The sequence below is a fragment of the Hydrogenophaga sp. FG152 genome (genome assembly GCF_057809615.1).
The window spans coordinates 530672-556574 of record NZ_JBMDKH010000001.1 but is presented as its reverse complement, the minus strand read 5'-3'; the positions used below and the strand labels follow the sequence as shown (position 1 = coordinate 556574).

At 68.7% G+C, this 25903-nt stretch carries 20 protein-coding genes and 1 tRNA gene; 4 read left to right on the top strand and 17 right to left on the bottom strand.

The window, feature by feature from the left end; all coding sequences use genetic code 11:
• Positions 1-60: 60 nt before the first annotated feature.
• From clpX to ACODTB_RS02640, 8 genes are all read right to left on the bottom strand, one after another.
• Complete coding sequence (clpX, locus tag ACODTB_RS02675) at positions 61-1326, bottom strand: ATP-dependent Clp protease ATP-binding subunit ClpX (RefSeq protein WP_291112456.1); 1266 nt, start codon at positions 1324-1326, stop codon at positions 61-63.
• A 135-nt stretch (positions 1327-1461) separates the two neighbouring features.
• Positions 1462-2079, bottom strand: coding sequence for an ATP-dependent Clp endopeptidase proteolytic subunit ClpP (clpP, locus tag ACODTB_RS02670; RefSeq protein WP_291112454.1), 618 nt, complete (start codon positions 2077-2079; stop codon positions 1462-1464).
• Positions 2080-2268: 189 nt separating this feature from the next.
• Positions 2269-3579: a trigger factor gene (gene tig, locus ACODTB_RS02665; protein ID WP_291112452.1), complete on the bottom strand. Its 1311-nt coding sequence runs from the start codon at positions 3577-3579 to the stop codon at positions 2269-2271.
• Between the two features lie 74 nt (positions 3580-3653).
• Positions 3654-3740 (bottom strand) — tRNA-Leu (locus tag ACODTB_RS02660).
• 110 nt (positions 3741-3850) lie between these two features.
• Positions 3851-4498 carry an aspartate/glutamate racemase family protein gene (locus ACODTB_RS02655; RefSeq protein ID WP_291112450.1) on the bottom strand — a complete coding sequence of 216 codons (648 nt, stop codon included), beginning with the start codon at positions 4496-4498 and terminating at the stop codon, positions 3851-3853.
• 1 nt (position 4499) lies between these two features.
• A complete protein-coding gene (locus tag ACODTB_RS02650) occupies positions 4500-7082 on the bottom strand; it encodes a TRAP transporter permease (RefSeq protein WP_291112448.1) in 2583 nt (860 codons plus the stop codon).
• A gap of 26 nt (positions 7083-7108) precedes the next feature.
• A complete protein-coding gene (locus ACODTB_RS02645) occupies positions 7109-8086 on the bottom strand; it encodes a TAXI family TRAP transporter solute-binding subunit (protein ID WP_291112446.1) in 978 nt (325 codons plus the stop codon).
• Positions 8087-8205: 119 nt separating this feature from the next.
• Positions 8206-9537, bottom strand: coding sequence for an aspartate aminotransferase family protein (locus ACODTB_RS02640; RefSeq protein WP_291112444.1), 1332 nt, complete (start codon positions 9535-9537; stop codon positions 8206-8208).
• A 183-nt stretch (positions 9538-9720) separates the two neighbouring features.
• Between ACODTB_RS02640 and ACODTB_RS02635 the strand changes: the two genes are divergently transcribed.
• Positions 9721-10968, top strand: a complete 1248-nt coding sequence (locus tag ACODTB_RS02635; RefSeq protein ID WP_291112442.1) for a D-amino acid dehydrogenase — start codon at positions 9721-9723, stop codon at positions 10966-10968.
• 3 nt (positions 10969-10971) lie between these two features.
• On the opposite strand, the gene ACODTB_RS02630 is transcribed toward ACODTB_RS02635, so the two are convergent.
• From ACODTB_RS02630 to ACODTB_RS02620, 3 genes are all read right to left on the bottom strand, one after another.
• Positions 10972-11874, bottom strand: coding sequence for a LysR family transcriptional regulator (locus tag ACODTB_RS02630; protein ID WP_291112440.1), 903 nt, complete (start codon positions 11872-11874; stop codon positions 10972-10974).
• 316 nt (positions 11875-12190) lie between these two features.
• The gene (locus tag ACODTB_RS02625; RefSeq protein ID WP_291115325.1) at positions 12191-15358 is read right to left on the bottom strand and encodes an efflux RND transporter permease subunit; all 3168 of its coding nucleotides are present in this window, start codon (positions 15356-15358) and stop codon (positions 12191-12193) included.
• A gap of 8 nt (positions 15359-15366) precedes the next feature.
• Positions 15367-16479, bottom strand: coding sequence for an efflux RND transporter periplasmic adaptor subunit (locus ACODTB_RS02620; protein ID WP_291115323.1), 1113 nt, complete (start codon positions 16477-16479; stop codon positions 15367-15369).
• 121 nt (positions 16480-16600) lie between these two features.
• Between ACODTB_RS02620 and hpnC the strand changes: the two genes are divergently transcribed.
• Complete coding sequence (hpnC, locus tag ACODTB_RS02615) at positions 16601-17500, top strand: squalene synthase HpnC (protein WP_291115321.1); 900 nt, start codon at positions 16601-16603, stop codon at positions 17498-17500.
• A gap of 7 nt (positions 17501-17507) precedes the next feature.
• Here hpnC and ACODTB_RS02610 read toward each other — a convergent pair whose 3' ends face one another.
• Together ACODTB_RS02610 and ACODTB_RS02605 are read right to left on the bottom strand one after the other, a co-directional pair.
• Positions 17508-19118 (bottom strand): sensor histidine kinase, encoded by a 1611-nt coding sequence (locus tag ACODTB_RS02610; RefSeq protein WP_291115319.1) that lies wholly within the window; start codon positions 19116-19118, stop codon positions 17508-17510.
• A gap of 10 nt (positions 19119-19128) precedes the next feature.
• The gene (locus ACODTB_RS02605; protein ID WP_291115317.1) at positions 19129-20673 is read right to left on the bottom strand and encodes a methyl-accepting chemotaxis protein; all 1545 of its coding nucleotides are present in this window, start codon (positions 20671-20673) and stop codon (positions 19129-19131) included.
• Positions 20674-20887: 214 nt separating this feature from the next.
• Between ACODTB_RS02605 and ACODTB_RS02600 the strand changes: the two genes are divergently transcribed.
• Positions 20888-21613 (top strand): Crp/Fnr family transcriptional regulator, encoded by a 726-nt coding sequence (locus ACODTB_RS02600; protein ID WP_291115315.1) that lies wholly within the window; start codon positions 20888-20890, stop codon positions 21611-21613.
• 12 nt (positions 21614-21625) lie between these two features.
• Here the strand turns inward: ACODTB_RS02600 and ACODTB_RS02595 are convergent, their stop codons facing one another.
• From ACODTB_RS02595 to ACODTB_RS02580, 4 genes are read right to left on the bottom strand one after another with little or no spacing between them, the layout of a single operon-like run.
• Entirely contained in the window at positions 21626-22066 is a 441-nt protein-coding gene (locus ACODTB_RS02595) for a nucleoside deaminase (RefSeq protein WP_291115313.1), read from the bottom strand.
• 25 nt (positions 22067-22091) lie between these two features.
• On the bottom strand, positions 22092-23255 hold the full coding sequence (locus ACODTB_RS02590) for a mechanosensitive ion channel family protein (RefSeq protein WP_488929076.1): 1164 nt from the start codon (positions 23253-23255) through the stop codon (positions 22092-22094).
• Between the two features lie 44 nt (positions 23256-23299).
• Positions 23300-24280, bottom strand: coding sequence for an AraC family transcriptional regulator (locus ACODTB_RS02585; RefSeq protein ID WP_291115309.1), 981 nt, complete (start codon positions 24278-24280; stop codon positions 23300-23302).
• Between the two features lie 6 nt (positions 24281-24286).
• A complete protein-coding gene (locus ACODTB_RS02580) occupies positions 24287-24814 on the bottom strand; it encodes an OsmC family protein (RefSeq protein WP_291115308.1) in 528 nt (175 codons plus the stop codon).
• A 265-nt stretch (positions 24815-25079) separates the two neighbouring features.
• Between ACODTB_RS02580 and ACODTB_RS02575 the strand changes: the two genes are divergently transcribed.
• Positions 25080-25892: a class I SAM-dependent methyltransferase gene (locus tag ACODTB_RS02575; RefSeq protein WP_291115306.1), complete on the top strand. Its 813-nt coding sequence runs from the start codon at positions 25080-25082 to the stop codon at positions 25890-25892.
• Positions 25893-25903 lie beyond the last annotated feature (11 nt).

Genomic DNA, 25903 nt, shown 5'->3' with positions numbered 1-25903 from the left:
GGTCGGTGCGAGCGATCTCAACCGGACGCATCCGTGACGGGGTTGGTCGAAGCCGGCGCGTCAAGCCTGCTTGGCCGCCTCGCGGTACACCAGCAAGGGCGGCTTGTTTTCCTCGATGGTCGACTCATCGACCACCACCTTCTCCACATTGCTCATGCCAGGCAGATCGAACATGGTGTCGATCAGCGCGTTTTCCAGGATCGAGCGCAGACCGCGCGCGCCCGTCTTGCGGGCCAGGGCCTTGCGGGCGATCGCCTTGAGGGCGGCGGGCCGCACTTCGAGCTCGGCACCCTCCATCGCCAGCAGGCGGGAGAACTGCTTGACGACCGCGTTCTTGGGCTCGGTGAGAATTTCGACCAGCGCGTCTTCACTGAGTTCCGACAGCGCGGCGATCACCGGCACACGGCCCACCAGCTCGGGGATGAGGCCGAACTTGATCAGGTCTTCAGGCTCGATTTCCTTGAACGATTCGGTGATGCTGCGCTGCTTCTTGCTCTTGACCACGGCACCGAAGCCGATGCCGGAGGCCTCGGTGCGGTTCTCGATGATCTTCTCCAGGCCGGCAAACGCGCCGCCGCAGATGAACAGGATGTTGGTGGTGTCGACCTGCAGGAAGTCCTGGTTGGGGTGCTTGCGCCCGCCCTGCGGCGGCACCGAGGCCATCGTGCCTTCGATCAGCTTGAGCAAGGCCTGCTGCACGCCCTCGCCCGACACGTCGCGGGTGATGGAGGGGTTGTCGGACTTGCGCGTGATCTTGTCGATTTCGTCGATGTAGACGATGCCCTGCTGGGCGCGCTCGACGTCGTAGTTGCAGCTCTGCAGCAGCTTGGCGACGATGTTTTCCACGTCTTCGCCCACATACCCGGCTTCGGTCAGCGTGGTGGCGTCGGCCATCACGAATGGCACATTGAGCATGCGCGCCATGGTCTGGGCCAGCAGCGTCTTGCCCGAGCCGGTGGGGCCGATCAGGAGAATGTTGCTCTTGGCCAGCTCGACGTCGTCCTTGCGGGCGGCGACCTTGTGGCGCAGGCGCTTGTAGTGGTTGTAGACGGCCACGGCCAGCGCGCGCTTGGCGGCCTGCTGCCCGATGACGTAGTTGTCCAGGTTGGCCTTGAGCTGGGCCGGCGTGGGCACGTCGTCGCCCGAGGCCTTGACGGATTCGAGGCCGGGCAACTCGTCACGGATGATGTCGTTGCACAGGTCGATGCATTCGTCGCAGATGAACACCGAGGGGCCGGCGATCAGCTTCTTGACCTCGTGCTGGCTCTTGCCGCAGAACGAGCAGTAGAGCGCTTTTTCACTGGAGGCGGCTTTTTTGTCGGCCATAGGTCTGGGGGCTCGGATGAAGCGGTAACAACAATGATAGTTCAAGCCCCATAGGGGCCAAACGGGGGAAAAGCGCCGGTTTTGGCACCGTCTCCCGGGTTTGGCGGCCCATGGGTGGCCATGGCCAGGACGGGGTCAGACAGCGCCGGGGCGCTTTTCGATGACCTTGTCGATCAGGCCGTACTCGGCCGATTCGGCGGCCGAGAGGTAGTAATCGCGCTCGGTGTCGCGCTCGATCTTCTCCAGCGGCTGGCCGGTGCGCTCCGCCAGGATCTTGTTGAGCTGCTCGCGCGTCTTGAGGATTTCTCGGGCGTGGATCTCGATTTCCGTGGCCTGGCCCTGGGTGCCGCCCAGCGGCTGGTGGATCATGACCTTGGAGTTCGGCAGCGCGAAGCGCTTGCCCTTGGCGCCGGCGGCCAGCAGGAACGCGCCCATGCTCGCGGCCATGCCGATGCACAGCGTGGACACGTCCGACTTGATGAAATTCATGGTGTCGAAGATCGCCATGCCAGCGCTCACCGAACCGCCCGGGGAGTTGATGTAGAACGAGATGTCCTTGTCGGGGTTTTCGCTTTCCAGGAACAGCAGCTGCGCCACCACCAGGTTGGCCGACTGGTCATTGACCGGGCCCACCAGGAAGATCACGCGCTCCTTGAGCAGGCGCGAATAGATGTCGTACGCACGCTCGCCGCGGCCCGACTGCTCGATGACCATGGGCACCATGCCCAAACCTTGAATGTCCATTGCGCTCATGCTGTACTCCGTGTGTTGATGCTTGCCATGTCACTACTGTAACCAACCCCATGTGGCCCCACGGCGACCGGTGGCTTGACCGGGACGACCGCAGGACAGGCGGAGGGAGGTACCTCCAGGTGGGGGGCAAACCCGAAAAAGAAAGGGCGGATCGCTCCGCCCTGTTCCAACGTCCCGCCGGGCGGGAAATCAGGCCTGGGCCATCAATTCGTCGAAGCTGACCGACTTTTCGGTGATCTGTGCCTTGGACAGCACGAACTCCGTGACGTTGTTCTCGATCACGATGGCTTCCACCTCGGCCATGCGCTGGTTGTCGCCCTGGTACCAGCGCACCACGTCGGCCGGCTTCTCGTAGGAGGCGGCCAGCTCTTCGATGTGAGCCTTGATCTGCTCGGGCTTGGCGTGCAGCTCGTTGGCGCGCACCAGTTCGGCCACCACCAGACCCAGGCGCACGCGGCGCTCGGCTTGCGGGCGGAACAGCTCTTCGGGGATCGGCGCCTTATCGGCATCCTTCACGCCGCGCTGCTTCAGGTCGGCGCGGGCGCCTTCCACCAGGCGCTCCAGCTCGGACTGCACGACCGCATTGGGCAGATCCAGCTCGGCCTTGGCCACCAGGGCGTCCATCACGGCCTGCTTGTTGCGGGCCTGCAGGCGGAACTTGACTTCGCGCTCCAGGTTCTTGCGGATGTCGGCGCGCAGGCCTTCCACCGTGCCGTCGGCGATGCCCAGGGACTTGGCGAAGGCTTCGTCCACGGCCGGCAGGTTGGCGGCTTCGATCTTGTTGACCGTGACCAGGAAGTCGGCGGTCTTGCCGGCCACGTCCTTGCCGTGGTAGTCGGCGGGGAAGGCCAGCGGGAAGGTCTTGGACTCGCCGGTCTTCATGCCACGCACGGCGTCTTCGAATTCCTTGAGCATCTGGCCGTCGCCGACGATGAACTGGAACGCCTCGGCCTTGCCGCCCTCGAAGGGCTCGCCGTCGATCTTGCCGGCGAAGTCGATGGTGACGCGGTCGCCGTCCTGGGCGGCCTGGTCCTGCGCGCGCTGCGCGAAGGTGCGGCGCTGCTTGCGCAGGATCTCCAGCGTGCGGTCGATGGCGGCGTCGTCCACTTCGGCGGCCACTTTTTCCACCGAGGCGGTGGTCAGGTCGTCGATCTTGACTTGCGGATACACCTCGAAGACGGCGTCGAAGGTCAGCTGGCCTTCGGGCGCGCCTTCCTTCTCGGTGATCTTGGGCTGGCCGGCCACGCGCAGCTGGGCTTCGTTGGCGGCGGTGGCGAAGGCTTCACCGACCTTGTCGTTCATGACCTCGTAGTGCACCGAGTAGCCATAGCGCTGGGCCACGACGTTCATCGGCACCTTGCCGGGACGGAAACCGTCCATCTTCACATCACGCGCGATGCGCTTGAGGCGGTTGGACACTTCTTTCTGGATCACATCGGCCGGCAGCGTCAGCGTGATCTTGCGCTCGAGCTTTTCCAGGGTTTCAACGTTCACGGTCATGGCATTCTCCAAAAGGGTGTCGGTCAACCAGCCTGTCTGGCCGACCCGGGGGGTCTGTCTGTTTGTCTGTGGTGTGGTGCGCGGGGGGGGACTCGAACCCCCACACCATTGCTGGCGTCAGGACCTAAACCTGGTGCGTCTACCAATTTCGCCACCCGCGCGCCTCGTAGGGGGTTTTCCGGTGCAACGCAAAAGCAGCGCTGGACGGCCGGTTGTCCACTTCACGGCAACCTTAGATTGTAGCTGCAGCGCCCACCCCGGCCGGACAGCCTCAGGCCCCCAGGCGGCGCCGCAGGGCCCGGACTGCGCTGCCGGGCGTGGTGAGCACCGGCAAGCCCACCGCCTTGTGCACCGCCAGCTGCGCGCGCGCCATGCTGAACTGGGACAGCGCGATCACGTCGCAGCCCTGCCCCACCAGCCAGCGCGCGGCCTCGACCACGCGCGCGTCGTGGCCCGCGTCGTCGCCCCGGTTGAGGGCGTCCATGGCGCCTTCGGCCAGGCAGGTGACCAGTTCGGTGCCGGCCGGGAACTCCGGCGGCATGGAAGTCAGGGTGGGCGCGAAGGACGCCACCAGCCCGATGCGGCCGCCGCGCGCCACGGCCACGGCTTCGGCCACCATGGCTTCGTTGGGCTTGAGCACCGGCATGTGCGGGCGCCGCGCCGCCACCGCCTCGATGCACGAACCGAATGCCGAGCAGGTGAACAGGATGGCGTTGGCCCCGGTGCCCTCGGCATAGGCCGCCAGCGATTCGAAGCGCTGGTGCATCGCCGCGTCCAGTCCCTTGCCATCGCGCCCCAGGTCGGCCGACAGGCTGTCGTCGAGCAGGTTCATGCGCCCGGCCTCCGGCCAGGCGCGCGCGAGCTCCTCGTTGATGGGCGCGACCGAGTGGGCCAGCGCATGGATCAGGGCGATGCGCATGTCAGGCCACCTTCAAGGCGCGTGGCAGGGCCATGCGCCGGCCCTGGCTCCACCAGACCAGCGCCACCAGCAGCAGCGCCGGCAGGTAGAACCAGTGGGGTGTGGGCCTGTCGTTGGGTACCTGGACACCAGTCACGTCCCAACCCTGCTCGAAGCCGGATTTGGCCGCGCGCGTGCCGAACTTGACCTGCCCGATTTGAACCGCCCCGCCCAACGGCACGAGCTGCAGGCCCGCGTCGCTCAGGCGCTTGCGCCCCTCCTCGCCCTTCTCTCCAAGTTGCACGGCCACCGTCTTCACCACGTCGTCGCCCTCGATGGTCGTGCCCTGGATGACCATCACGACCCGGTCATCGCTGGCGGTGTCGCGCGCCACGTCGTACACCTGGGCCGCAGGCACCTGCCGGTACTCGGGCGCGATGCGGTCCATGAAATAGTCGGGGCGGAACAGCAGCACCACGGCGACAAGCAGCAGCGCCGTTTCCCACCAGCGGCTTTTCACCCGGAACCAGTTCATCGTCAATGCCGCGAACAGCAACGTGGCCAGCGTGCAGGCCAGCAGCAGGCGGATCAGCTCGGCCGTGCCGTGCACATTGATGAGCAACAGTTGCGGGTTGAAGATCCAGATGAAAGGCAGGATGACCGTGCGCAGCGCGTAGATCGCGCCCTGCACGCCGGTCTGGATCGCATCTTCGCCCGAGATCGCCGCCGCCGCAAACGTGGCCAGTCCCACCGGAGGCGTGATGTCGCCCATGATCCCGTAATAGAAGACAAAAAGATGCACCGCGATCAGCGGGATGATCAATCCGCTCTGCGCGCCAAGCTCGACCACCACCGGCGCCATGAGCGTGGCCACCAGCACGTAGTTGGCGGTGGTCGGCACACCCAGGCCCAGCACCAGGCACACGAAGGCGATGAAGAGCAGCATCATCATCACGTTGCCTTGCGCCACGAACTCGACGAACTCCGTCATGCGCAACCCCAGGCCGGTGAGTGTGATGGCGCCGACGATGATGCCCGCCGTGGCGGTGGCCACGCCGATGCCGATCATGTTGCGCGAGCCATCGTTGAAGCCGTCCACCACCGAGCGCCAGCCCTGCATCCAGGTGCCCGCGCCGCTGGTCCTGCGAAAGAGCGCGATCAACGGGCGCTGGGTGAGCATGAGCACCACCAGCACCGTCACGGCCCAGAAGGCCGAGAGCGCGGGTGACATTTCCTCGACCATGAGACACCAGATCAGCACCGCGATCGGCATGAGGTAGTGCAGGCCGGCGCGCACCGTGGGCCAGGTCTGCAGCGGCTTGGGGTGATCGATGTCGATGTCCTCGGGCAGGTCCGGGCAGCGCGCGGCCTGGTAGACCGAAAACAGGTAGAGCCCGAGCACCACCGCCGTGACGGCATAGGGTGCGGCCGCGCCCATGACCGCTTTGAGGGTCTGCAGCAGGTAGTACACCGCACACACCACCACGATGCTGCCCGCGATGCCGATGGCGTTGCGCATCACGCGCACGCGCCACGGCCGGGCCACGGCCTGCACGATGGGCTGCATGCCGAGCTTGAGCGCTTCGAGGTGCACGATGTAGAGCAACCCGATGTAGGACAGGGTGGCGGGCAGGAAGGCGTGCTTGACGATGTCGGCGTAGGGGATGCCGACGTACTCGACCATGAGGAATGCGGCCGCGCCCATCACCGGCGGCATGATCTGGCCATTGACCGAACTCATGGTTTCGATGGCCCCGGCCTTCACGCCACCGTAACCGGCCTTCTTCATCAAGGGGATCGTGAAGATGCCTCCCGAGACCACGTTGGACACCGACGAGCCGGAGATCATGCCGTTGAGCGCCGAGGACACCACCGCGACCTTGGCCGGCCCACCGCGCAGATGGCCCAGGGCCGCGAAGCTGACCTGCATCATGTAGTTGCCGCCGCCGGCGCGGTCCAGCAGCGCGCCGAAGAGCACGTAGACGAAGATGGTGCCAGCGGAAACCCCCAGGGCAATGCCGTACACCCCTTCGGTGGTGAGCCACATGTGCGAGATCAGCCGGTTCACCGAAGCACCCTTGTGCGAGAGCACCTCGGGCAGGTGCGGCCCGAGCAGACAGTAGGCCAGGAAGATGGCGGCCAACGCGGCCATGGGCCATCCCACCGCGCGGCGCGTGGCCTCCAGCAGCAGCACGACACCGGTGAAACCGACCGCGATGTCCATGCTGTTGGGCTGACCCGGTCGCGTGGCCAGCTCGGCGTAGAACAGCATGATGTAGGCGCCGCAGAAGGCCGCCGCCAACGCCAGCAGCCAGTCCCCGGCCGGCACCCGGTGGCGCGGCGAACGCTTGAACGCCGGCCAGGCCAGGAACGCGAGGAACAACGCGAACGCCAGGTGGATGGCGCGTGCCTCGGTGTCGTTGAGGATGCCGATGCCGAGCTCGAACGGCAGCGGCGAGGCGTACCAGTACTGGAACAGCGCCCAGAGCAGGCACACGGTGAACACCACACCGGCGGTCCACCCGGTGGGCTTTCGCCCACCGGTGTCGCTGTCGGCCACGAGTTGCTGCAGGGCCTCCGGGGCCTTTTCGATGTCGGTGCTCATGCGCGCTCCGGGCCGTTGCCTCTACTTCACTTGACCCAGCCCTTTTCCTTGTAGAACCTGAGCGCACCCTCGTGCAGCGGGGCGCTCAGGCCGTCCTTGACCATGCCCTCGGGCGTCAGGTTGGCCAGCGCGGGATGCAGCTTCTTGAATTCGTCGAAGTTGTCGAACACCGCCTTGACCACCTGGTACACGGTCTCGGGCGAGGTCTTGCTCGACGCCACCACGGTGGCAGAAACGCCGTAGGTCTGGGTGGGCTGCGGGTTGTTCGGGTAGAGGCCGCCGGGCAGCGTGACCTTGGCGTAGTAGGGCTTCTCGGCCACCAGCTTGTCCACGGCCGGGCCGGTGATGGACACCAGCTTGGCGCCGCACGAGGTGGTGGGGTCCTGGATGTTGGCGCTCGGATGGCCCACCGCGTAATAGAAGCCGTCGATCTTGCCGTCGCACAGCGCGGGGCCATGCTCGTCAGCCTTGAGTTCGGAGGCCAGCGAGAAATCGCTCAGCTTCCAGCCCATGCCGGCCAGCAGCTCTTCCATGGACGAGCGCGTGCCCGAGCCGGGGTTGCCGACGTTGAATCGCTTGCCCTTGAAGTCCTCGAACTTGGTGATGTTGGCTTCCTTGCGGGCCACCACCGTGAAGGGCTCGGGGTGCACCGCGAACACCGCGCGCAGGTCGCCATAGGCCCCCGCGTCCTTGAACTGCCCCACGCCCTTGAGCGCGTTGAACTGCACGTCGGACTGGGTGAAGCCCAGGTCCAGCTCACCGGCCTTGATGGTGTTGACGTTGAACACCGAGCCGCCGGTGGACTCCACCGAGCAGCGGATGCCGTGCTTGGCACGGTCCTTGTTCACCAGCCGGCAAATCGCGCCGCCCGCCGCGTAATACACCCCTGTCACGCCGCCGGTGCCGATGGTCATGAACTTCTGCTGCGCCTGGGCCGGTGCCATGGGCGTCATCAGGGCGGCTGCGGCGGCCAGGGTGCTCAGGCTGAGAGGGATCTTTTTCATGCGGAAGGCTCCTGAAGGTTTCGACGGGGTGGAACAAACTTGGTGCGAACACAAGGGTCTTGTCACGAGCAAGCAAGCTTCGTGCAGACCCGCTGCGACGGCGACGGGGTTTTCCCCCATCAGGCGGCCACCGCGCGGTCGATGGCGTTGGCCAGCCGCGCCACGATCTGCTCGAGTTCGTCGGGCGTGCTGATGAAGGGCGGCGCGAGCAGCACGTGGTCGCCGCAGCGGCCGTCCACCGTGCCGCCCATGGGATAGACCATCAGGCCGCCGGCCATGGCCTCGCTCTTGATGCGGGCGTGCAGCTTGCGCGCGGGGTCGAACCACTGCCGGCTGCCGCGATCGGCCACCAGCTCGATGCCCCAGAACAGGCCACGCCCCCGGATGTCGCCCACATGCGGGTGGTCGCCGAAAGCCTGTTGCAACAGCGAGTGCAGATGCTGCCCGCGCCCGCGCACCTGCGCCAGCAGGCCGTCGCGCTGGATCACGCGCTGCACCGCGAGCGCGGCTGCGCAGGCGATCGCGTGGCCCAGGTAGGTGTGGCCGTGCTGGAACAGGCCGCTGCCCTGCCGGAAGGCATCCACCACCCTGCCCTGCGCCAGCACCGCGCCGATGGGCTGGTAGCCACCGCCCAGGCCCTTGGCCACGGTCATCAGATCGGGCACCACACCCTCCTGCTCGCAGGCATGCAGGGTGCCGGTTCGGCCCATGCCACACATCACCTCGTCGAGGATCAACAGAATGCCGTGGCGGTCGCACAGCTCGCGCACGCCTTTGAAGTAGCCGGGCACGGCCGTGAGCACACCCGCCGTGGCGCCGCCCACCGTCTCGGCCACGAAGGCCATCACGTTCTCGCCACCCAGGCGGTCAATCGCGTCGGACAGCTCGGCCACCAGCCGCTGGCCGTACTGCTCGGCGGTTTCGTCGGCGCGGCGGTCGCGGTACTCGTAGCACGGCGAGACGTGCGTCACGTCGATCAGCAGCGGCTTGAACTGCTCGCGCCGCCAGGCGTTGCCGCCCACGGCCAGCGCGCCCAGCGTGTTGCCGTGGTAACTCTGGTGACGGGCGATGAAGTGCCGCCGCTGCGGCTGCCCGATCTCCACGAAATACTGGCGCGCCATCTTCAGCGCGGCCTCCACCGCCTCGGAGCCACCGCTCACGAAATACACGTGGCTCATGCCCGCCGGCGCCGAATCGATCAGCACGTCCGCGAGTTCCTCGGCCACTTCGGTGGTGAAAAAGCTGGTGTGCGCATAGGCCAGCTGGTCGATCTGCGCGTGCATCGCAGCCAGCACATCGGGGTGCCCATGGCCCAGGCAGGACACGGCCGCGCCGCCCGAGGCGTCGAGGTAGGTCTTGCCGGCCTGGTCGGTCAGGGTGATGCCCTGGCCGCTCACGGCAAAGGGCATGGGGCGGTGCAGCTGGCGGTGGAAGACTCGGGTGGAACTCATGCAGGAAGGACGGGGTGGGGACAGCAATTCAGGCGCAGTGTAGGCAGCGTCGGCGCCCTGGGAAAAATGCCTTTTTCACCCCGCTCCATGCCTTCCGGTTATGGCCTGTCCATGAGTTCGCGGCATGGGCCTTGTCGCGATTGGCATTTTTCGCTCTGGCGCGGCTTGCCTACAGTTCGCCCCATGAACGCTTCCTCCCCACGGCGCCCCCACGTGTGCGTGCTCGGTGCCGGCATCGTCGGGCTGGCGGCGGCCTGGCAGTTGCGGCGCGAGGGCTTCGAGGTCACCGTGGTCGACCGGGCGCAGGCTGGCACCGGCGCGAGCGCGGCCAATGGTGCGCAGCTGAGCTACGCCTACGTGCAACCGCTGGCCGACCCGGGCATCTGGCGCCAGTTGCCCAAGCTGCTGTTCGCGGCCGATTCACCGCTGAAGCTGCGCCTGCAGCCCGACCCGCACCAATGGGCCTGGGGCCTGCAGTTCCTGGCCGCCTGCCGCGCCAGCGTGTCGCGGCGCACCACGGCCAGCCTGCTGGCGCTGGCGGCCGAGAGCCGCGCCGGCTTCGAACGCCTGATGGCCGAGGAACGCATCGCCTGCGACTTCTCCGCCACCGGCAAGCTGGTGCTGTGCGCCGACGAGGCCAGCTTCGCCGCCGCGCGCCGCCAGATGGCCTTGCAGCGCGAACTCGGCAGTCCGCCGCAGCACGCGCTCTCGCCCGCCGAATGCGTGGCGATCGAACCCGCGCTGGCGGGCTACGCGCCGCGCTTCGCGGGCGCCATCCACACGCCCAGCGAGTGCGCGGCCGACTGCCACCAGGTCTGCCTGGAGCTGCTGCGCCTGTTGCTCGCGCAGGGCGTGCGCTTCGCGTTCGACACGCCGGTCACCCGGCTCACCCGCTCGGTCGATCGCATCGTGGCGGCCGACACCCCGCGCGGCCCGATCGAGGCCGATGCCTTCGTGGTCGCGCTCGGCACCGCCTCGCACCCGCTGGCGCGCACGCTGGGCCTGCGCGTGCCGGTCTACCCGCTCAAGGGCTACAGCCTCACGCTGGACGTGAGCGAGGCACCTGGTGCGGCGCCGCGTGTGAACGTGACCGATGCCGCGCGCAAGGTGGTGTTCGCGCGCCTGGGTTCGCGCCTGCGCGTGGCCGGCATGGCCGAACTGGTGGGTGAGAACACGCACATCCCCGTCGACCGCATCGACTCGCTGGTGGCCAGCGCCCAGGCCCTGTTCCCCGACGCGCGCTGCAGCGACGAGCTGCGGCCCTGGGCCGGGCTGCGGCCGGCCACGCCCACCGGGCTGCCGGTGCTGGGACGGCTGCGCGGCGGGCCCGACAACCTGTGGTTCAACACCGGACACGGTGCCCTGGGTTTCACATTGGCCTTCGGCAGCGCGCAGCGGCTCGCGGCACAGCTGCGCCAGAGCGGGCTCTGAAACTCAGCCAGCCGTCTCCAGCAGCGCCTGTTGCATGCAGCGTGTGAAGGCGCGCGTGGTCAGCGAATTCGGCCGCGCGGTGGGCCGCAGCATGCGCACCGTGGTGGGCACGGTGGGTTCGAGCTTGAGCACGTCGACCTTGGCGAGGTCGGCCGAGGCGGCGGTGCAGCTCTCCACCATGGCCACACCCACGCCGTGGTGCGCGAGCGCCAGCGCCACGTGGTAGGTCTGCACGGTCATCACTTCCTTGAGCCCGGCGCCGCTGTCGCGCACGGTGTGGGCCAGCAGCAGGCCCAGCGGGTCCTGGCCGTCGAGGGCGATCACGGGGAGTTTGGAGAGTTGCGTCAGCGTGATGGTGCCGGCCTTGACGTGGCGCGCGGTCAGCAGGCCCTTGGGCACCACGCACACGACGTGGCGGTCGGCCAGTTGTTCCTGCACGAGCGCGGGGTGCGACACGGCGCTGAAGACGTAGCCCACGTCGGCTTCCTGCAGCACGAGGGAGGAGATGATCTGGGGCGAATGCAGCGCTTCGTGGTGAACGCGCACGGAGGGGTGTTTTTCGCGGAACAGGCGCATGGCGCGCGGGAAGACTTCGTAGCTCAGGGCGAGCACGGTGAGCACGCGAAGCTCGCCTTTGCCGCGGCCGGCCTTGAGGCTGGCGGAGAGGCGTTGCACTTCGTCGAGCTGGGCGAACAGGCGTTCGATGTGGGGGTACAGGGTTTGCGCTTCGGCGGTGGGCCTCAGGCGCCCGCCGACGCGCTGGAACAGCTGGAAGCCGAGCTGGATCTCGGCGTGCTGCAGCGTGCGGCTCACGGCGGGTTGCGTGACGTTGATCATGCGGGCGGCGGCGCTCACGCTGCCGGTGAGCATCACCGCGTTGAAAACTTCGATGTGTCTTAGGCGCATGCGGCCTATTGTTGTCGATGTTTTTCTCCGGGTGGAGCGGTCATCGGCACGGGCGGGCGGAGGGCTCCGCTCATGTCCCCCGACCCGGCTGCGCCGGGTCTCCTCCTTTACTTCGCTGCGCCCTCCGCCCACCCGCGCCGATGACCTATGGGCATGCGAAGCATGGGTACACCGACTCCTTCTGGCGCATGGGTGTTCGGTGCTCTGCGCAGCGGGGTAAAGGAGGAGACCCGGCGAAGCCGGGTCGGGGGACACCCGCGGAGCAGAGTGCCGAACACCCATGCGCCCGCGAGGTCTCAGAGAGAGAGAACGAAACTCAGGCAGGCCGTCGAACCCGGAACCAGGCCGCGTACATGGCCGGCAAAGCCAGCAAGGTCAACACCGTCGCCACAATCAGCCCCCCCATGATCGCGACCGCCATCGGCCCCCAGAACACACTGCGGGACAGCGGAATCATCGCCAGCACCGCCGCCGCGGCCGTCAACACGATGGGCCGCATCCGCCGAACAGCCGCTTCCACGATCGCGTCCCAGGCCGGCACACCGCGCGCCCTGTCCTGCTCGATCTGATCGATCAGGATCACCGAGTTGCGCTGGATCATCCCCATCAAGGCAATCACCCCCAGCAAAGCCACGAAACCGAACGGCCGGTTCAACAACAGCAACGCCCCCGCCACCCCCGCCATGCCCAACGGCCCGGTCAGGAACACCAGCATCGACCGGCTGAAACTCTGCAATTGCAGCATCAGCAACGTGAACACGATGAACAACATCAAGGGCACGCCCACCACGATCGAAGCCGAGCCCTTGCTGCTCTCCTCCACCGCGCCCGCCACTTCGATGTGGTACGCGCTCAAACCCCGAGCGGCCCAGCCGTCGCTGATCGCCTTGAGCTTGGGCTGCAGCTCGGCCGTCACCGTCGCGCCCTGCAAGCCCTCGACCACGTCACCCTGCACCGTGATCGCATAGTCGCGGTTCTCGCGCCACAACACACCGGGCTCCCAGTCGAACACCGGCTTGGCGATCTGCAACAGCGGAATCGCCTGACCACTCGCCGTGGGCAGATACGCATTGGCCAGGCTGGTGATCGCGTCGCGCTCATCCAGCGGCTGGCGCAGCACGATGTCGATCAGCTTGTCCCCCTCGCGGTACTGGCCCACCGTGGTGCCCGAAAGCAGGGTGCGCGAGGCCTGCGCGATCGACTGGCTCGACACGCCCAGCGCGCGCGCCTTGGCCTGGTCCACCTCCAGCCGCAGCTTCTTCACCGACTCGTTCCAGTTGTCGTTCACGCCGCGCATGTTCGGGTTCTCGCGCATCGCCTGCTTCACCTCGTCGGCCAGGCCGCGCAGCACCTGCGGGTCGGTGCCTACCACGCGGAACTGCACCGGGTAGGGCACGGGTGGGCCGTTGGGCAACAGCTTCACGCGGCCGCGCACCTCGGGGAATTCGGTCGCCAGCAAGGCCGGCAAGGCCTTGCGCAGGCGCTCGCGCGTCTTCAGGTCCTGGGGCAGCACGATCATCTGCGACACGTTGGTCTGCGGGAAGATCTGGTCCAGCGGCAGGTAGAAGCGCGGCACGCCCGAGCCCACCCAGGTGGTCACGCTGCGCACGCCCTCTTCCTTGGCCAACCGGTCTTCCACGCGGCGAGTCACCTCGTCCATGGCGGGCATGCTGCTGCCCTCGGGCAGCCAGATGTCCACCAGGATCTCGGGCCGGCTCGAATCGGGGAAGAACTGCTGCTGCACCGAGCCCATCCCGACAATGCCGAGCACGAAGGTCAGGATGGTCGCGCCGATGGTCAACCAGCGGTGCTGCACGCACCAGTCCACCACGGCGCGGAAACGCACGTAGAACGGGCCGTCGAAGACCTCGTGCGGCTCGCCCTCGGCGTGCGGCTTCACCTTGAGCAGCACCACGCCCAGGTAGGGCACGAACAGCACCGCCACCACCCACGAAATCACCAGCGCGAGCACCGTCACCGCGAAGATCGCGAAGGTGTACTCACCGGTGGTGGAATTGGCCAGGCCGATCGGCAGAAAGCCCGCGGCCGTGATCAGCGTGCCCGTCAGCATGGGCATGGCCGTGGCGTCCCAGGTGAAGGTGGCCGCGCGCATCATGTCGTAGCCCTCTTCGAGCTTGCGCACCATCATCTCCACCGCGATGATGGCGTCGTCCACCAGCAGGCCCAGCGCGATGATGAGCGAGCCCAGCGAAATCTTGTGCAGGCCGATGCCCCAGTAGTTCATGGCCAGGAAGGTGATGGCCAGCACCAGCGGGATGGTGATGAACACCACCATGCCGGGCCTCATGTCCAGCACGTAGCGCTTGAGTCCCCGCCCGCCCGGACGCCGGTGCAGGCCCAGTGCCAGGAAACTCACCGCGAGCACGATCACCACGGCCTCGATCAGCACCTTCACGAACTCGTTGACCGAGTTGGTCACCGCGCTGGGCTGGTCCTGCACCTGGGCCAGCGTCATGCCCGCGGGCAGCGTGGCCTCGATGCCGGCCACGGTGGTCTTGAGCGCCTTGCCCAGGGCGATGATGTCGCCACCCTTGGCCATCGAGATGCCCAGCGCGATGCTGTCCTGCCCTTCGTGGCGCACCAGCACCTGCGGCGGGTCCACGTAACCCAGGCCGATCCTGGCAATGTCACCCAGGCGGATCTGCGTGCCGTTGGACGCGCGGATCGGCATGGCGCGCAACTGCTCCACCGAGTTGAAGGCACCGGCCACGCGCACCTGCACCACGTCCTGCGGCGTCTGCACCGCGCCGGCCGATTCCACCGCGTTCTGCTGCCCCAGCGCGTCCAGCACCTGCTGCAGGTTCAGGCCCAGCGTGGCCAGGCGCTTCTGCGAGATCTCGATGTAGAGCTTCTCGTCCTGCACGCCGAACAGCTCGACCTTGCTCACATCTTTCACGCGCAGCAGGCGCTGGCGCACGTCGTCGGCCACCTGCTTCTTGTCGGCCGGCGAGAAACCTTCGCCCTGCAGCGCGTAGATCACGCCGTACACGTCGCCGAACTCGTCGTTGAAGAACGGGCCCACCACCCCCTGCGGCAAGGTGGCGCGCATGTCGCCCACCTTCTTGCGCGCCGTGTACCAGATCTGCGGCACCTCCTGCGGCGGCGAGGAGTCCTTGAGCTGGAAGATGATCAGCGTCTCGCCCGGCTTGGAGTAGCTGCGGATCTTGTCCGCGTAGGGCACTTCCTGCAGCGTCTTCTCGATGCGGTCGGCCACCTGCTCGGCGACCTGCTCGGCGGTGGCGCCAGGCCAGTAGGCGCGCACCACCATGGCACGGAAGGTGAACGGCGGGTCTTCGTCCTGGCCGAGCTGGAAGTAGGCCGCCACGCCCAGCACCATCAGCACGATCATCAGGTAGCGGGTGAAGGCCTGGTGGTCCAGCGCCCATTGCGACAGGTTGAAGCGCGAGACCCAGGAGCCGGCGGGTTCGCCGGCGTTGTTCGTCGTCGGTGAGGCGTCGTTCATGCCGGGCCTCACTGCGTGGCGGCGGCGGTGAAACGCGTGACCTTCTGCCCCGGCGAGAGCACATGCACCCCGGTGGCCACCACTTCCTCACCGGGCTTGAGCCCGGCCACGATGACCATCTCGTTGCCATCGGCGCCAGCCACCTGCACCGGGCGCGGCTGCACCGTGCTGGCGGCCGCGTCGAACACCCACACGGCCGAGCCCTGGCGGTCGCCCTGGTCGGAACGCGCCAACGCGCTGGTGGGCAGCTTGATCACGGCGGGCGCGTCGCTCGCGCCGCCCAGCGTCACATAGGCCGTGGCGCCCAGCGGCACAGCGGCTCCATCGGGCAGCGAGAGCTTGACCTGGTAGGTGCGCGTGGCCACGTCGGCACTGGCCGCCACTTCGCGCACCCTCGCCTCCAGCGGCGCCACAGCGCCGGGGGCCGCGCCCGCGCCGGCCCACAGCCGCACCTGCGCGGTGGCGCCGGGTCGCATCTGGGCCACCCGGTCTTCGGGCACGGCAATGACCACATCGCGCGCGCCATCGCGCGCCACCCGCACCACCGGCGTGCCGGCGGCCACCACCTGCCCCACTTCGGCGTCCACCGACAGCACCACCCCTGCGCCATCGGCCAGCAGGCGCGCGTAGCCGGCCTGGTTGCCCTGCACCGCGCCCTGGGCCTTGGCCTGGCGCAGGGTGGCTTCGGCCGATTGCAGCGTGGCCTGGCGGCGCTCGATCTCGGCGCCACTCACGAAGCCCTGGGCCTGCAAGTCCTGGTAACGCTTGAGGTCGGCGGCGGCGAGGTCGCGCTGGGTCTGCGCGGCGCTCACCTGGGCCTGCGCGGCCTGGCTGGAGAGCGCGAGGTCCTGCGCGTCCAGTTGCGCCAGCAACTGGCCCGGCTTCACCCGCTGCCCCACCTCGGCCGGGCGCTGCACCAGCTTGCCGCCCACCCGGAAGCCCAGGCGCGACTCGGTGCGCGCCCTCACCTCACCGGCGTACTCGCTGCGCGCCACCACATTGCCCGTTCCTACGGTAAGCAGCTTGACCGAGCGGATCGGCTCCTGCGGCGCGGGCGGGCGGGAGCAGGCGGACAGGACCAGGGCGGCGTTCACGATCAGGACAAAATGCGGTGTTTTCATGGTGTTGCAGGCGGATGCGGGGGTGGAAACACAGGGGCGTGAAAGAGCGCTCATGGCGCCCTACACTAATGACTGACCGGTTAGTAATCAAAATTGTAGATCAAATCCATGAACCTTCTTCATGACAAAAACGTCATCCAACGGGGCTGACGCGACGCCGCTGGGCTCGGGTGTCGGGCACTACGAGAACTTCCCCGTCGCCTCCTGGCTGTGCCCGCCGGCGCTGCGCCCGGCCGTGGGCGCCATCTACCACTTCGCCCGCGCGGCCGACGACATCGCCGACGAAGGCAATGCCGACGCGGCGCAGCGCCTGGCCGACCTGGCCGCCTACCGCGCCGAACTGCACCGCTGCCTGCAACCCACCTCGCGCTCCACGCTGGACATGCCCGAAGCGCGCTGGCCCGGCATCTTCCGCGCGCTGGGCAAGGCCGTGCGCCGCCATGCCTTGCCCGCTCAATGCCTGCACGACCTGCTCAGCGCCTTCGAGCAAGACGTGCGCCACACCGCGAGTGGTCACCGCTATGCCGACACCCCCGAGCTGCTGGCCTACTGCCGGCTGTCGGCCAACCCGGTGGGTCGCCTGCTGCTGCATCTGTATGGGGTGCGCGACGAGGCTTCGCTGCGCCAGAGCGACCAGATCTGCAGCGCCTTGCAACTCATCAACTTCTGGCAGGACATCAGCGTGGACCTGCCGCGCGGGCGCTGTTACCTGCCGGCCGACACCTTGCGGCGCCAGGGCGTGGCCGTGGCCGACTTCGAATCGAACCATGGCAGCAAGGAACAGGCCATGCAGGCCGTGGTGGCCGAGCTCTGCGCCTGCGCGCGTGGCCTCATGCAGCAGGGCGCACCCCTGGTGCACCGCGTGCCGGGCCGCGCCGGCTGGGAACTGCGCCTGGTGGTGCAAGGCGGCCTGCGCATCCTCGACGGCATCGCCGCCCAACACCACCGCAGCTGGCAGACCCGCGTGACGCTGCACAAGAGCGACCTCCCCCGGCTGGCCTGGCGCGCGCTCTGGATGTAGGGCCTGTTCAGGCGCTGCGGCCCACGGGCGGCGCGTCCTCGGGCCGCCTGTGGGCCTCGTCGGGGACGTCCGGCGCCACCGTCAAGGGCAGGAACACATGGAAGCTGGCCCCCTGGTCGGGGCAGGCATCGGCCCAGATGCGCCCGCCGTGGTACTCCACGATGCGGCGCACCAGCGCCAGCCCGATGCCCGCGCCCTCGAAGCGCGGGTCGCTGTGCAGGCGCTGGAACATGCCGAACAGCCGCTCCGCCTGCCCCGGTTCGAAGCCCACGCCGTTGTCGCTCACGTGGAACTCGGTGCCATCGGGCAGCGCGCGCCAGCCCACCTCGATCTCGATCACCTCGCGGTGAGACGCGTACTTCACTGCGTTGTCCAGCAGGTTGACCCACACCTCGCGCAGCAGCACCGGGTCGCCCTGCACCGTGGGCAGGCCGGGCTGGATGCGCCAGCGCAGTTTCTTCATGCCGGCATCGATCGCCAGCGCCGTCACGGTCTCGTCCACCAGCGCGGCCATGTCGACCGCCCCCACCTTCATGCCCTTGCGGCCCAGGCGCGCGAACGACAGCATGCCGTCGATGAGGTGTCTCATCTGCACCGCGGCGCGGATGATCTTGTCGCAGTACGGCAGGCTGCCCTGCACATCACCCGCGCTCACCTCTTCCTTGAGCAGCTCGGCGAACCCCGCGATGTGGCGCAGCGGTGTGCGCAGGTCGTGCGAGAGCGCGTACGAGAACTCCTCCAGCGAGCCGTAGGCCTCCTCCAGCTGGCGCGTGCGCATCAGCACCTGCTGGTTCAGGTCTTCGTTGCGGCGGTGGCGCTGCTCGATCAGGTTCTTGTACAGCGTGACGTCCTGCACCGAGAACGTGAGCGGCAGCTCGACCGCGTTTGACCCCACGTGCGGCACGCCCCGGCAGCGCACCCAGCGGCAGGCGCCGGTGGCGGTGACCACGCGGAACTCCACGTCGATCTCGTCGCCCGAGCGCAGGGCCGCGTCCAGCGCCGCCTGCAGCATCGGCCGGTCCTGCTCGTGGGCGTGCGCCATGAACGCCTGCACGCCGCGCGCCTCCTCGTCGCGTTCGCAACCGAGGATGCGGTAGATCTCCGAGGTCCAGCGCGAGCGGCCGGTGTCCTCGTCGTGTTCGATGCGGCCCAGCCGCGCCAGCCGCTGCGCCAGCTCCAGCCGGTGCTGCAGGTCGGCGGTGAGCAGCTCGCGCTTCTTGCGCTCGGTGATGTCGGTCTGGATCGACACGTAGCTGCTCAACTGGCCCGCCGCGTCCCGGATCGGCTCGATGTTGAGCGACACCCAGTACGGCTCGCCCGAGCGCTTGTAGTTCAGCAACTCGAAGTCCCGCACCGCCTGCCCCTGCCGCACCATCGCACCCAGGCGGGAGAGCGACAGGGCGCTGGTCTGCGGCCCGTGCAGCAGGTCGGCCGGGCGGCGGCCCACGCATTCGTCCAAGCGCCAACCGGTGATGCGCGAATACGCGGCGTTGACCCAGGTGATGCGGCGCTCCTCGTCGGTCACCACCACCATGTTGGAGGTGTTCTCCACGATCATCTCCAGCATCTGGAAACGCCGCATCACATCTTCGGCGGCGGGCATGGGCGTCGGGGACATGGTCTGTTCCTCAGGCAAAGATGCCCACCGCGCTTTTCATGCTCTGCGACTGGTGGTTCAGGGCGTTGGCCGCGGCGGCGCTCTGCTCCACCAGCGCCGCGTTCTGCTGTGTCATTTCGTCGAGCCGCCTCACGGCGGTGTTGAGCTGCTCCATCTCGCGCGTCTGCTGCACGGAAGCGGCATTGACGGTGGTGATCAACCGGGCCAGATCACCCACCTGCGCGACGATCTCGTTCATGCGCGACCCGGTGGCCTCGACCTGCGTGGCCCCCTCGCGGATGCCGGCCAGGCTGCCGTCGATCAGTTCGCGGATCTCCCTGGCCGCGTTCGCGCTGCGCTGCGCCAGCGTGCGCACCTCGGTGGAGACCACCGCGAAACCCCGCCCCTGCTCACCCGCGCGCGCGGCCTCCACGGCGGCGTTGAGCGCCAGGATGTTGGTCTGGAAGGCGATGCCGTCCACGATGTCCACGAACTCGGCAATGCGGTGGCTCGAGCGCGTGATCTGCTCCATGGTGCGCGCCATCGCCCGCATGGCCTCGCCGCCCGAGCTCGCCACCTCGCTGGTCTGGCGCGCCAGCGTGGCGGCGTCCTGGGCCGCGCTCGCGTTCTGCCGCATGGTCGCCACCAGTTGCTCCATGGACGACGCGGTCTGCTGCAGGTTGGCGGCGGTCTGTTCGGTGCGGCTGCTGAGGTCGTCATTGCCGTGGGCGATCTCGCCACTGGCCACCGAGACCCCGGTGGCCTGGGTCGACATGTCGGCCAGCAGCGAGCGCAGGTTCAGCGCCGACTGGTTCACCGTGAGCAGCAGCATGCCGATCTCGTCCACCCGGTTCAGGCTGGCCAGCCCACCCGCGTGCCCGCTGGCCACGCGCTGGGCCTGCCGCAGCACCAGCTTGAGCGGCGCGGCCAGTTGCCGCTGCAGCCACAGCGCGCTCCCCGTCAGCAGCAGCACCAGCAGGCCCACCGCCCACGCGGCTCGCCCGGCCGGCAGGCCCGAGAACGCCAGCGCGGCGGCCATGCCCAGGCCAGGCAGCAGCAGCGCCAGGCGGATGCGCCCGCTCACGCCCAGCCAGCCGTTCCAGGACAGCCAGGCCAGCGGGCCGCTGCGCACCACCAGCCCGCGAAAGAAGCGCCAGCCCTGCGCCCGGCCTTCGCGAAAGCGCCGGTACAACGCCTCGGCGCCCTGCACCTCCTCACGGCCCGGCTTGGTGCGCACCGAGAGGTAGCCCGTGAGCACACCGTTGCGCATCACCGGCGCGGCGTTGGCGCGCACCCAGTAGTGGTCGCCGTTCTTGCGCCGGTTCTTCACCAGGGCCGACCAGGGCATGCCCTGGCGCAGCGTGGCCCACATGTCGGCAAAGGCCTGGGGCGGCATGTCGGGGTGGCGCACCAGGTTGTGGGGCTGGCCGATGAGCTCCTCGGCGGTGAAGCCGCTGACCTCCACGAACGCCGCGTTGGCATGAACGATGTGGCTCTGCGTGTCCGTGGTCGACAGCAGGGTGCTGCGTTCATCGAACTCGTATTCCTGCTGCGTCACGGGCTGGTTGTTTCGCATGGGCAAGTGTCTCGCTCTCAAGGAGGTGGGGGTCTCGCACCACGGTCCGCAGAGGACCGCATGTGACCCCATTTCGGCACACAAGCGCCATGAGACATCTCAAAAAACGCAGCAGAAAACCGGGAATCTGCAACGGATGTGACGCAGCACGCGTTTCCAGGCCCCTGTTTCGCGTCTACTGGGGAGGAACCCTTGTTTAAATCCCGGGGCCCCTATGAAACAGCCGACCGCCACCGATGCCACGCCTGTCCCGCCGCCCCGCTGCCGGACGCGCTGCAGCCACTGCGCCACGCTGCAGGTCTGCCTCATGGGCGGCCTGCCGGACGCCTCGCGCGAACTGCTGGCCTCGTGCATCGAGGAATCGGCCTTCGGCAAGGGCGACGCGCTCCAGCTCGAAGGCGTGGTGGCGCAGCGCATCTCCATCATCAAGATCGGCGCCGTGATGGCCACCCGGCAGGGTGAGGATGGGCAGCCGCACCCGGTGGCCCTGCTCGGCCGGGGCAAGACCCTCGGGGGCTACGCGGTCTACGGGCACCAGGAACAGATCGGCGCCCAGGCCCTCTCCACCGGCCGGGTCTGCAGCGTGGACGTGCCCGACTTCTACCGCCTGGGCGTGGTGGACCGCCAGTTCCACGCCTGCATCCAGGCCCACATCGTGGACGCGCACGGCCAACTGGCCGACTGGTCGCGCGTCATGCGCATCAAGGGCTTGCAGCAGAAGCTGCTCGCCACGCTGCAGCTGTACGCGCGCGAGCAGCGCAGTCAGGCGATCCGCCTGCCCAGCCACGTGGCGCTGGCCGCCCTGCTCTCCACCACGCGCGAGACCATCGCGCGTTCGCTGCGCCAGCTCGAGGCGGCCGGCCACATCCTGCGGCACGACCGCTGGCACTGCGAAGTGGTCAGGTCGCGCGGCACCGGCGAGGCCACGGCCAGCCCCTGACCCCGCGCCACCTCAAGGCTCGCCGATGTCCTCGTTCCAGAGCCCGGGCTCGGCGGCGATGAAGTCCCGCATCAGGTGCACGCAGCTCGGTTCCTGCAGCACCTGCACCTCCACGCCCCGAGCGCGCAGCCAGTCTTCCTCGCCCAGGAAGGTCTGGTTCTCGCCCACCACCACCTTCGGGATGCCGTAGAGCGCGATCGCGCCGCTGCACATCGGGCACGGCGAGAGCGTGGTGTAGATCACCGATTCCTGGTAGACCCGCGCGGGCTGCCGGCCCGCGTTCTCCAGCGCGTCCATCTCGCCGTGCAGGATGGCGCTGCCCTGCTGCACCCGTCGGTTGTGGCCGCGCCCGATGATGCGGCCCTGGTGCACGAGCACCGAGCCGATCGGGATGCCCCCTTCCTCGCGGCCCAGCCGGGCTTCGTCGATGGCGGCTTGCATGAACGGGTCCATGGGGTGTCCTTTCAAAAAAATCGTGTCAGCCACGGGCCGGTGGCGGGCTGGGCGTGCTGGGCGTCTCCATTTCGGCCGCGCCACCCTCCACCGGCGGCGGTCCGTTGACCACAGGGCCCGATGCCGCCGGCTCGGGCGGGTCGAGCTCGGCCCGGTGGCGCGGCAGATAACCCGGGTACTCGCGCTGGATGAAATCGATCAGGTGCTCGCGCACGTGGCAGCGCAGGTCCCACGCCGCAGGGGCCGAGGCGGCCGTGACGAGGCAGCGCAACTGCATTGCCTTCTCGCCCGCTTCGGTCACCTGCAGCAGCGCGAAGCGCCTGTCCCAGTGGGGCGACTTCTCGCAGGCCGCCTGCAAGGCCTCGCGCAGCGGCGCCAGCGGCATGCGGTAGTCCACCCAGAGAAACACCGTGCCGATGAGTTCCGAGGTGCGGCGCGTCCAGTTCTGGAACGGCTTCTCGATCCAGTACTGCAACGGCACCACCAGGCGCCGCTGATCCCAGATGCGCACCACCACGTAGGTGCCGGTGATCTCCTCGATCACGCCCCACTCGTTCTCCACGATCACCACGTCGTCGATGCGGATCGGCTGGCTCAGGCCGATCTGCAGGCCCGCGATCAGGTTGCCCAGCACCGGCCGCGCCGCGAAACCCGCCACGATGCCCACCACGCCGGCCGAAGCCAGCAGGCTGGTGCCGATCTGGCGCACGGCCGGGAAGGTCATGAGCATCAGGGACACGCCGATCAGCACCACCAGCCCCTGCACGGTGCGCGAGAGCACCATGGTCTGGGTCTGGATGCGGCGCGCCGAGAGGTTGTCCGACACCGCCAGCGGGTTGGCCTCGTTCACACCCCGCGCCACGCCCTGCACCACGCGCGCCAGCAGCCAGGTGAACACGCCGATGAGCAGCAGCGTGAGCAGGCGATCCACCCCGGGCAAGTCCTCGGGGCCCTGCTGCCAGGCCAGATTGAGCGCCAGCAACTGCAGCGCCAGGTGCGCCGGCGCCTCGATGGCGCGCCCCACGCTGGCCACCATGGGGGCGCGCTGCGCGGCGCGCCGCACCACGCGGCGGCCGACCCGGAACACCAGCTCGGCCAGCAGGCACAGCGGCAGCACGAGCACCAGGGCGGGCAGCCAGGCGGCAATAAACGGGGGGAAATCTTCGGGGAGCCAGTCAACCATGTTCATGGCCCATCGTAGCCAGAACCGTGCCCGGAGGACAACCGCGCGAATCAGGTCTGTTCGGCCAGGTCCCCCTGCGCCGCGCGCCGGCGCCGCCAGGTCGCCGGCGGCACGCCGTACTCGCGCCGGAACGCGCGGATGAAGGCCGTGTCGGTCTGGTAGCCCACGTCCTCGGCGATGCGCGAGAGCGGCGCCTTGCTGCGGCAGAGGAGGTTGGCCGCGAGCATCATGCGCCACTGGATCAGGTACTGCATGGGCGAGCTGCCCACCAGGTGCTGGAAACGCTCGGCCAGCACCGAGCGCGAGGTGCCGGCCTCGCGCGCGAGTTCCTCCAGCGTCCAGGCGTGCGCCGGGCGCTGGTGCAGCGCGTTGAGTGCGGCCCCCACCACGCGGTCGCCCAGGCCCGCGAGCCAGCCGGTGCGGCCCGCGCTCTGCTCGTTGATGTAGAGCCGCAGCACCTCGATGAACAGCACCTCGGCCAGCTTGGACAACACGCCCGCACCGCCCGGCCGGGGCGAGCGCGCCTCGGCCAGCGCGTAGCGCACCGAGGCTTCCAGCCAGGTGCCCGCGTTCGATCCGCGCACGTTCACCCGCACCAGCGGCGGCAGCCCGGCCAGCAGCAGGCGGGCCAGCCGCGCATCGCAGGCCAGGTAGCCGCACAGCAGCCGGGTCGGCGCGCCGCCCCCGCCGTACATCAGCTGCCGGGGCCGGCGCTGCAGCAGTTCCTTCAACGGCGTGGCGGGCGCGGGCGTGAGGCCGGGGGCCGATCCCATGCGGTGCGCATCGCCCTGCGAGAACACGATCACATCCCCCGCGCCCAGCCGCACCGGCGGCTGGTGGTCCAGCTCCACGAAACACTCGCCTTCGGTGACCAAGTGAAAGATCACCACCCGCTCGGCATCGGGCTCCAGCAGCGGCGCGGCCGCGTCGGCGCGCGGCGACTGGTAGCACCAGGGCGCGGTGAAGCGGCCCTGGAGAAAGATGGCGCCCACCAGTTGCACCACGCGCAGGGTTTCGGACAAGGCGTCCATGCCTTTTCAGCCAGCATCGATGCGCAAGGCCAGCGGCGTCGCGGCCTGCAACGCGTTGGGAATCGGCGAGCGGCCCACCGCCGCCTGCACCAGCGCGCGCAGGCGTTCGGGCGGCACGCCGTTGGCCTGAACGCGCACGGCCAACTGCACATCCCCTGGCCCGGCGTTCACCGCCTGTCCGTCGGCATCGCGCATGCCGAGCAGGCCGCGCGTGTCGGAGCGGCTGGTCGCCTTCACCTCCAGGCTGGTGAGTTCGACACCCTCGGCCGCCGCCGCCATCACGATGGAGGTGGTCGCGCAGGACGCCAGCCCCGCGCGGAACAGCCAGCCCGGCGTCACCAGATCGCCGGTGCCGCCGAGTTCGCTCGGCATGTCGGAAGGCACCTGCGTGCCGTTGGCGTGGCTGGCCACCACGCGCGTGCCGCCGGTCCAGCGCGCGGTGGCTGGGCCGTCCTCGTGCAAGCCGCTCTCGGGCCGGCGCAGCAGCACGGCTTGCACGCGCTGCAGGGCCTCTGCGATGTGTTGTTGCGTCACGGTACACCTCCGGGCCGAGGCATTATGGTCGCCCTGCTCCCAGGCACCAAGGCAGCACGTCGGCTCATGCACCCGGGCCGGACGCCGGGACAGCATTTCCGGACGTGCGGTCAGCCGCACCAGCGCCCCGGGCCAGATCCGGACGATCGGGCAGCCCTGAGCGCGCCTCGGGCAGGACACCACACACCGCCTCGCGTTCCACTGCATGCCGGGCCATCGATCACCGCGGCCCGCACGCCAGCCACCCTTCAGCGAGACACACACCATGAACGCACCGACCGACTTCATTGCCCTGAAAACCCGCCAGCAGGCCGCCTGGGCCAGCGGCGACTACGCCGTCATTGGCACCACGCTGCAACTCGTGGGCGAATCGCTCGCCGAGGCCTGCGATCTGCGCTGGGACGAGCGCGTGCTCGACGTGGCCGCCGGCAACGGCAACGCCACCCTCGCCGCGGCGCGCCGGGGCGCCCGCGTCACCTCCACCGACTACGTGCCCACCCTGCTCGAACGCGGCGCCGAGCGCGCGCAGGCCGAGCGGCTGGACGTGCAATTCCAGGTCGCCGACGTGGAAGAACTGCCCTTTGACGACGCCAGCTTCGACGTGGTGCTCTCCACCTTCGGCGTGATGTTCGCGCCCGACCACGCCCGCAGCGCGGCCGAGATGGCGCGCGTCTGCCGCCCCGGCGGGCGCATCGGCCTGGCCAACTGGACGCCCGAAGGCTTCATCGGCCAACTGTTCAAGACCTTGGGGCGCCAGCTGCCACCACCGGCCGGCGTGCAACCGCCCTCGCTTTGGGGTACGGAGGCACATCTGCGCGAGCTCTTCGGTCCCACCGCCGCGAAGATCGACGCCACCCCCCGGCTGTTCAACTTCCGCTACCGCTCGGCCGCGCACTTCATCGACGTGTTCCGCACCTGGTACGGCCCGGTGCACAAGGCCTTCGCCGCGCTGCCGCCCGACAAGGCCCAGGCGCTGGAGAGCGACCTCACCGAACTGCTCAACCGCCTCAACCGGGGCGGGCCCACCGCGCTGGTGGTGCCCAGCGAGTACCTCGAAATCGTCATCACCCGCCGCTGACGAAAGGGCCC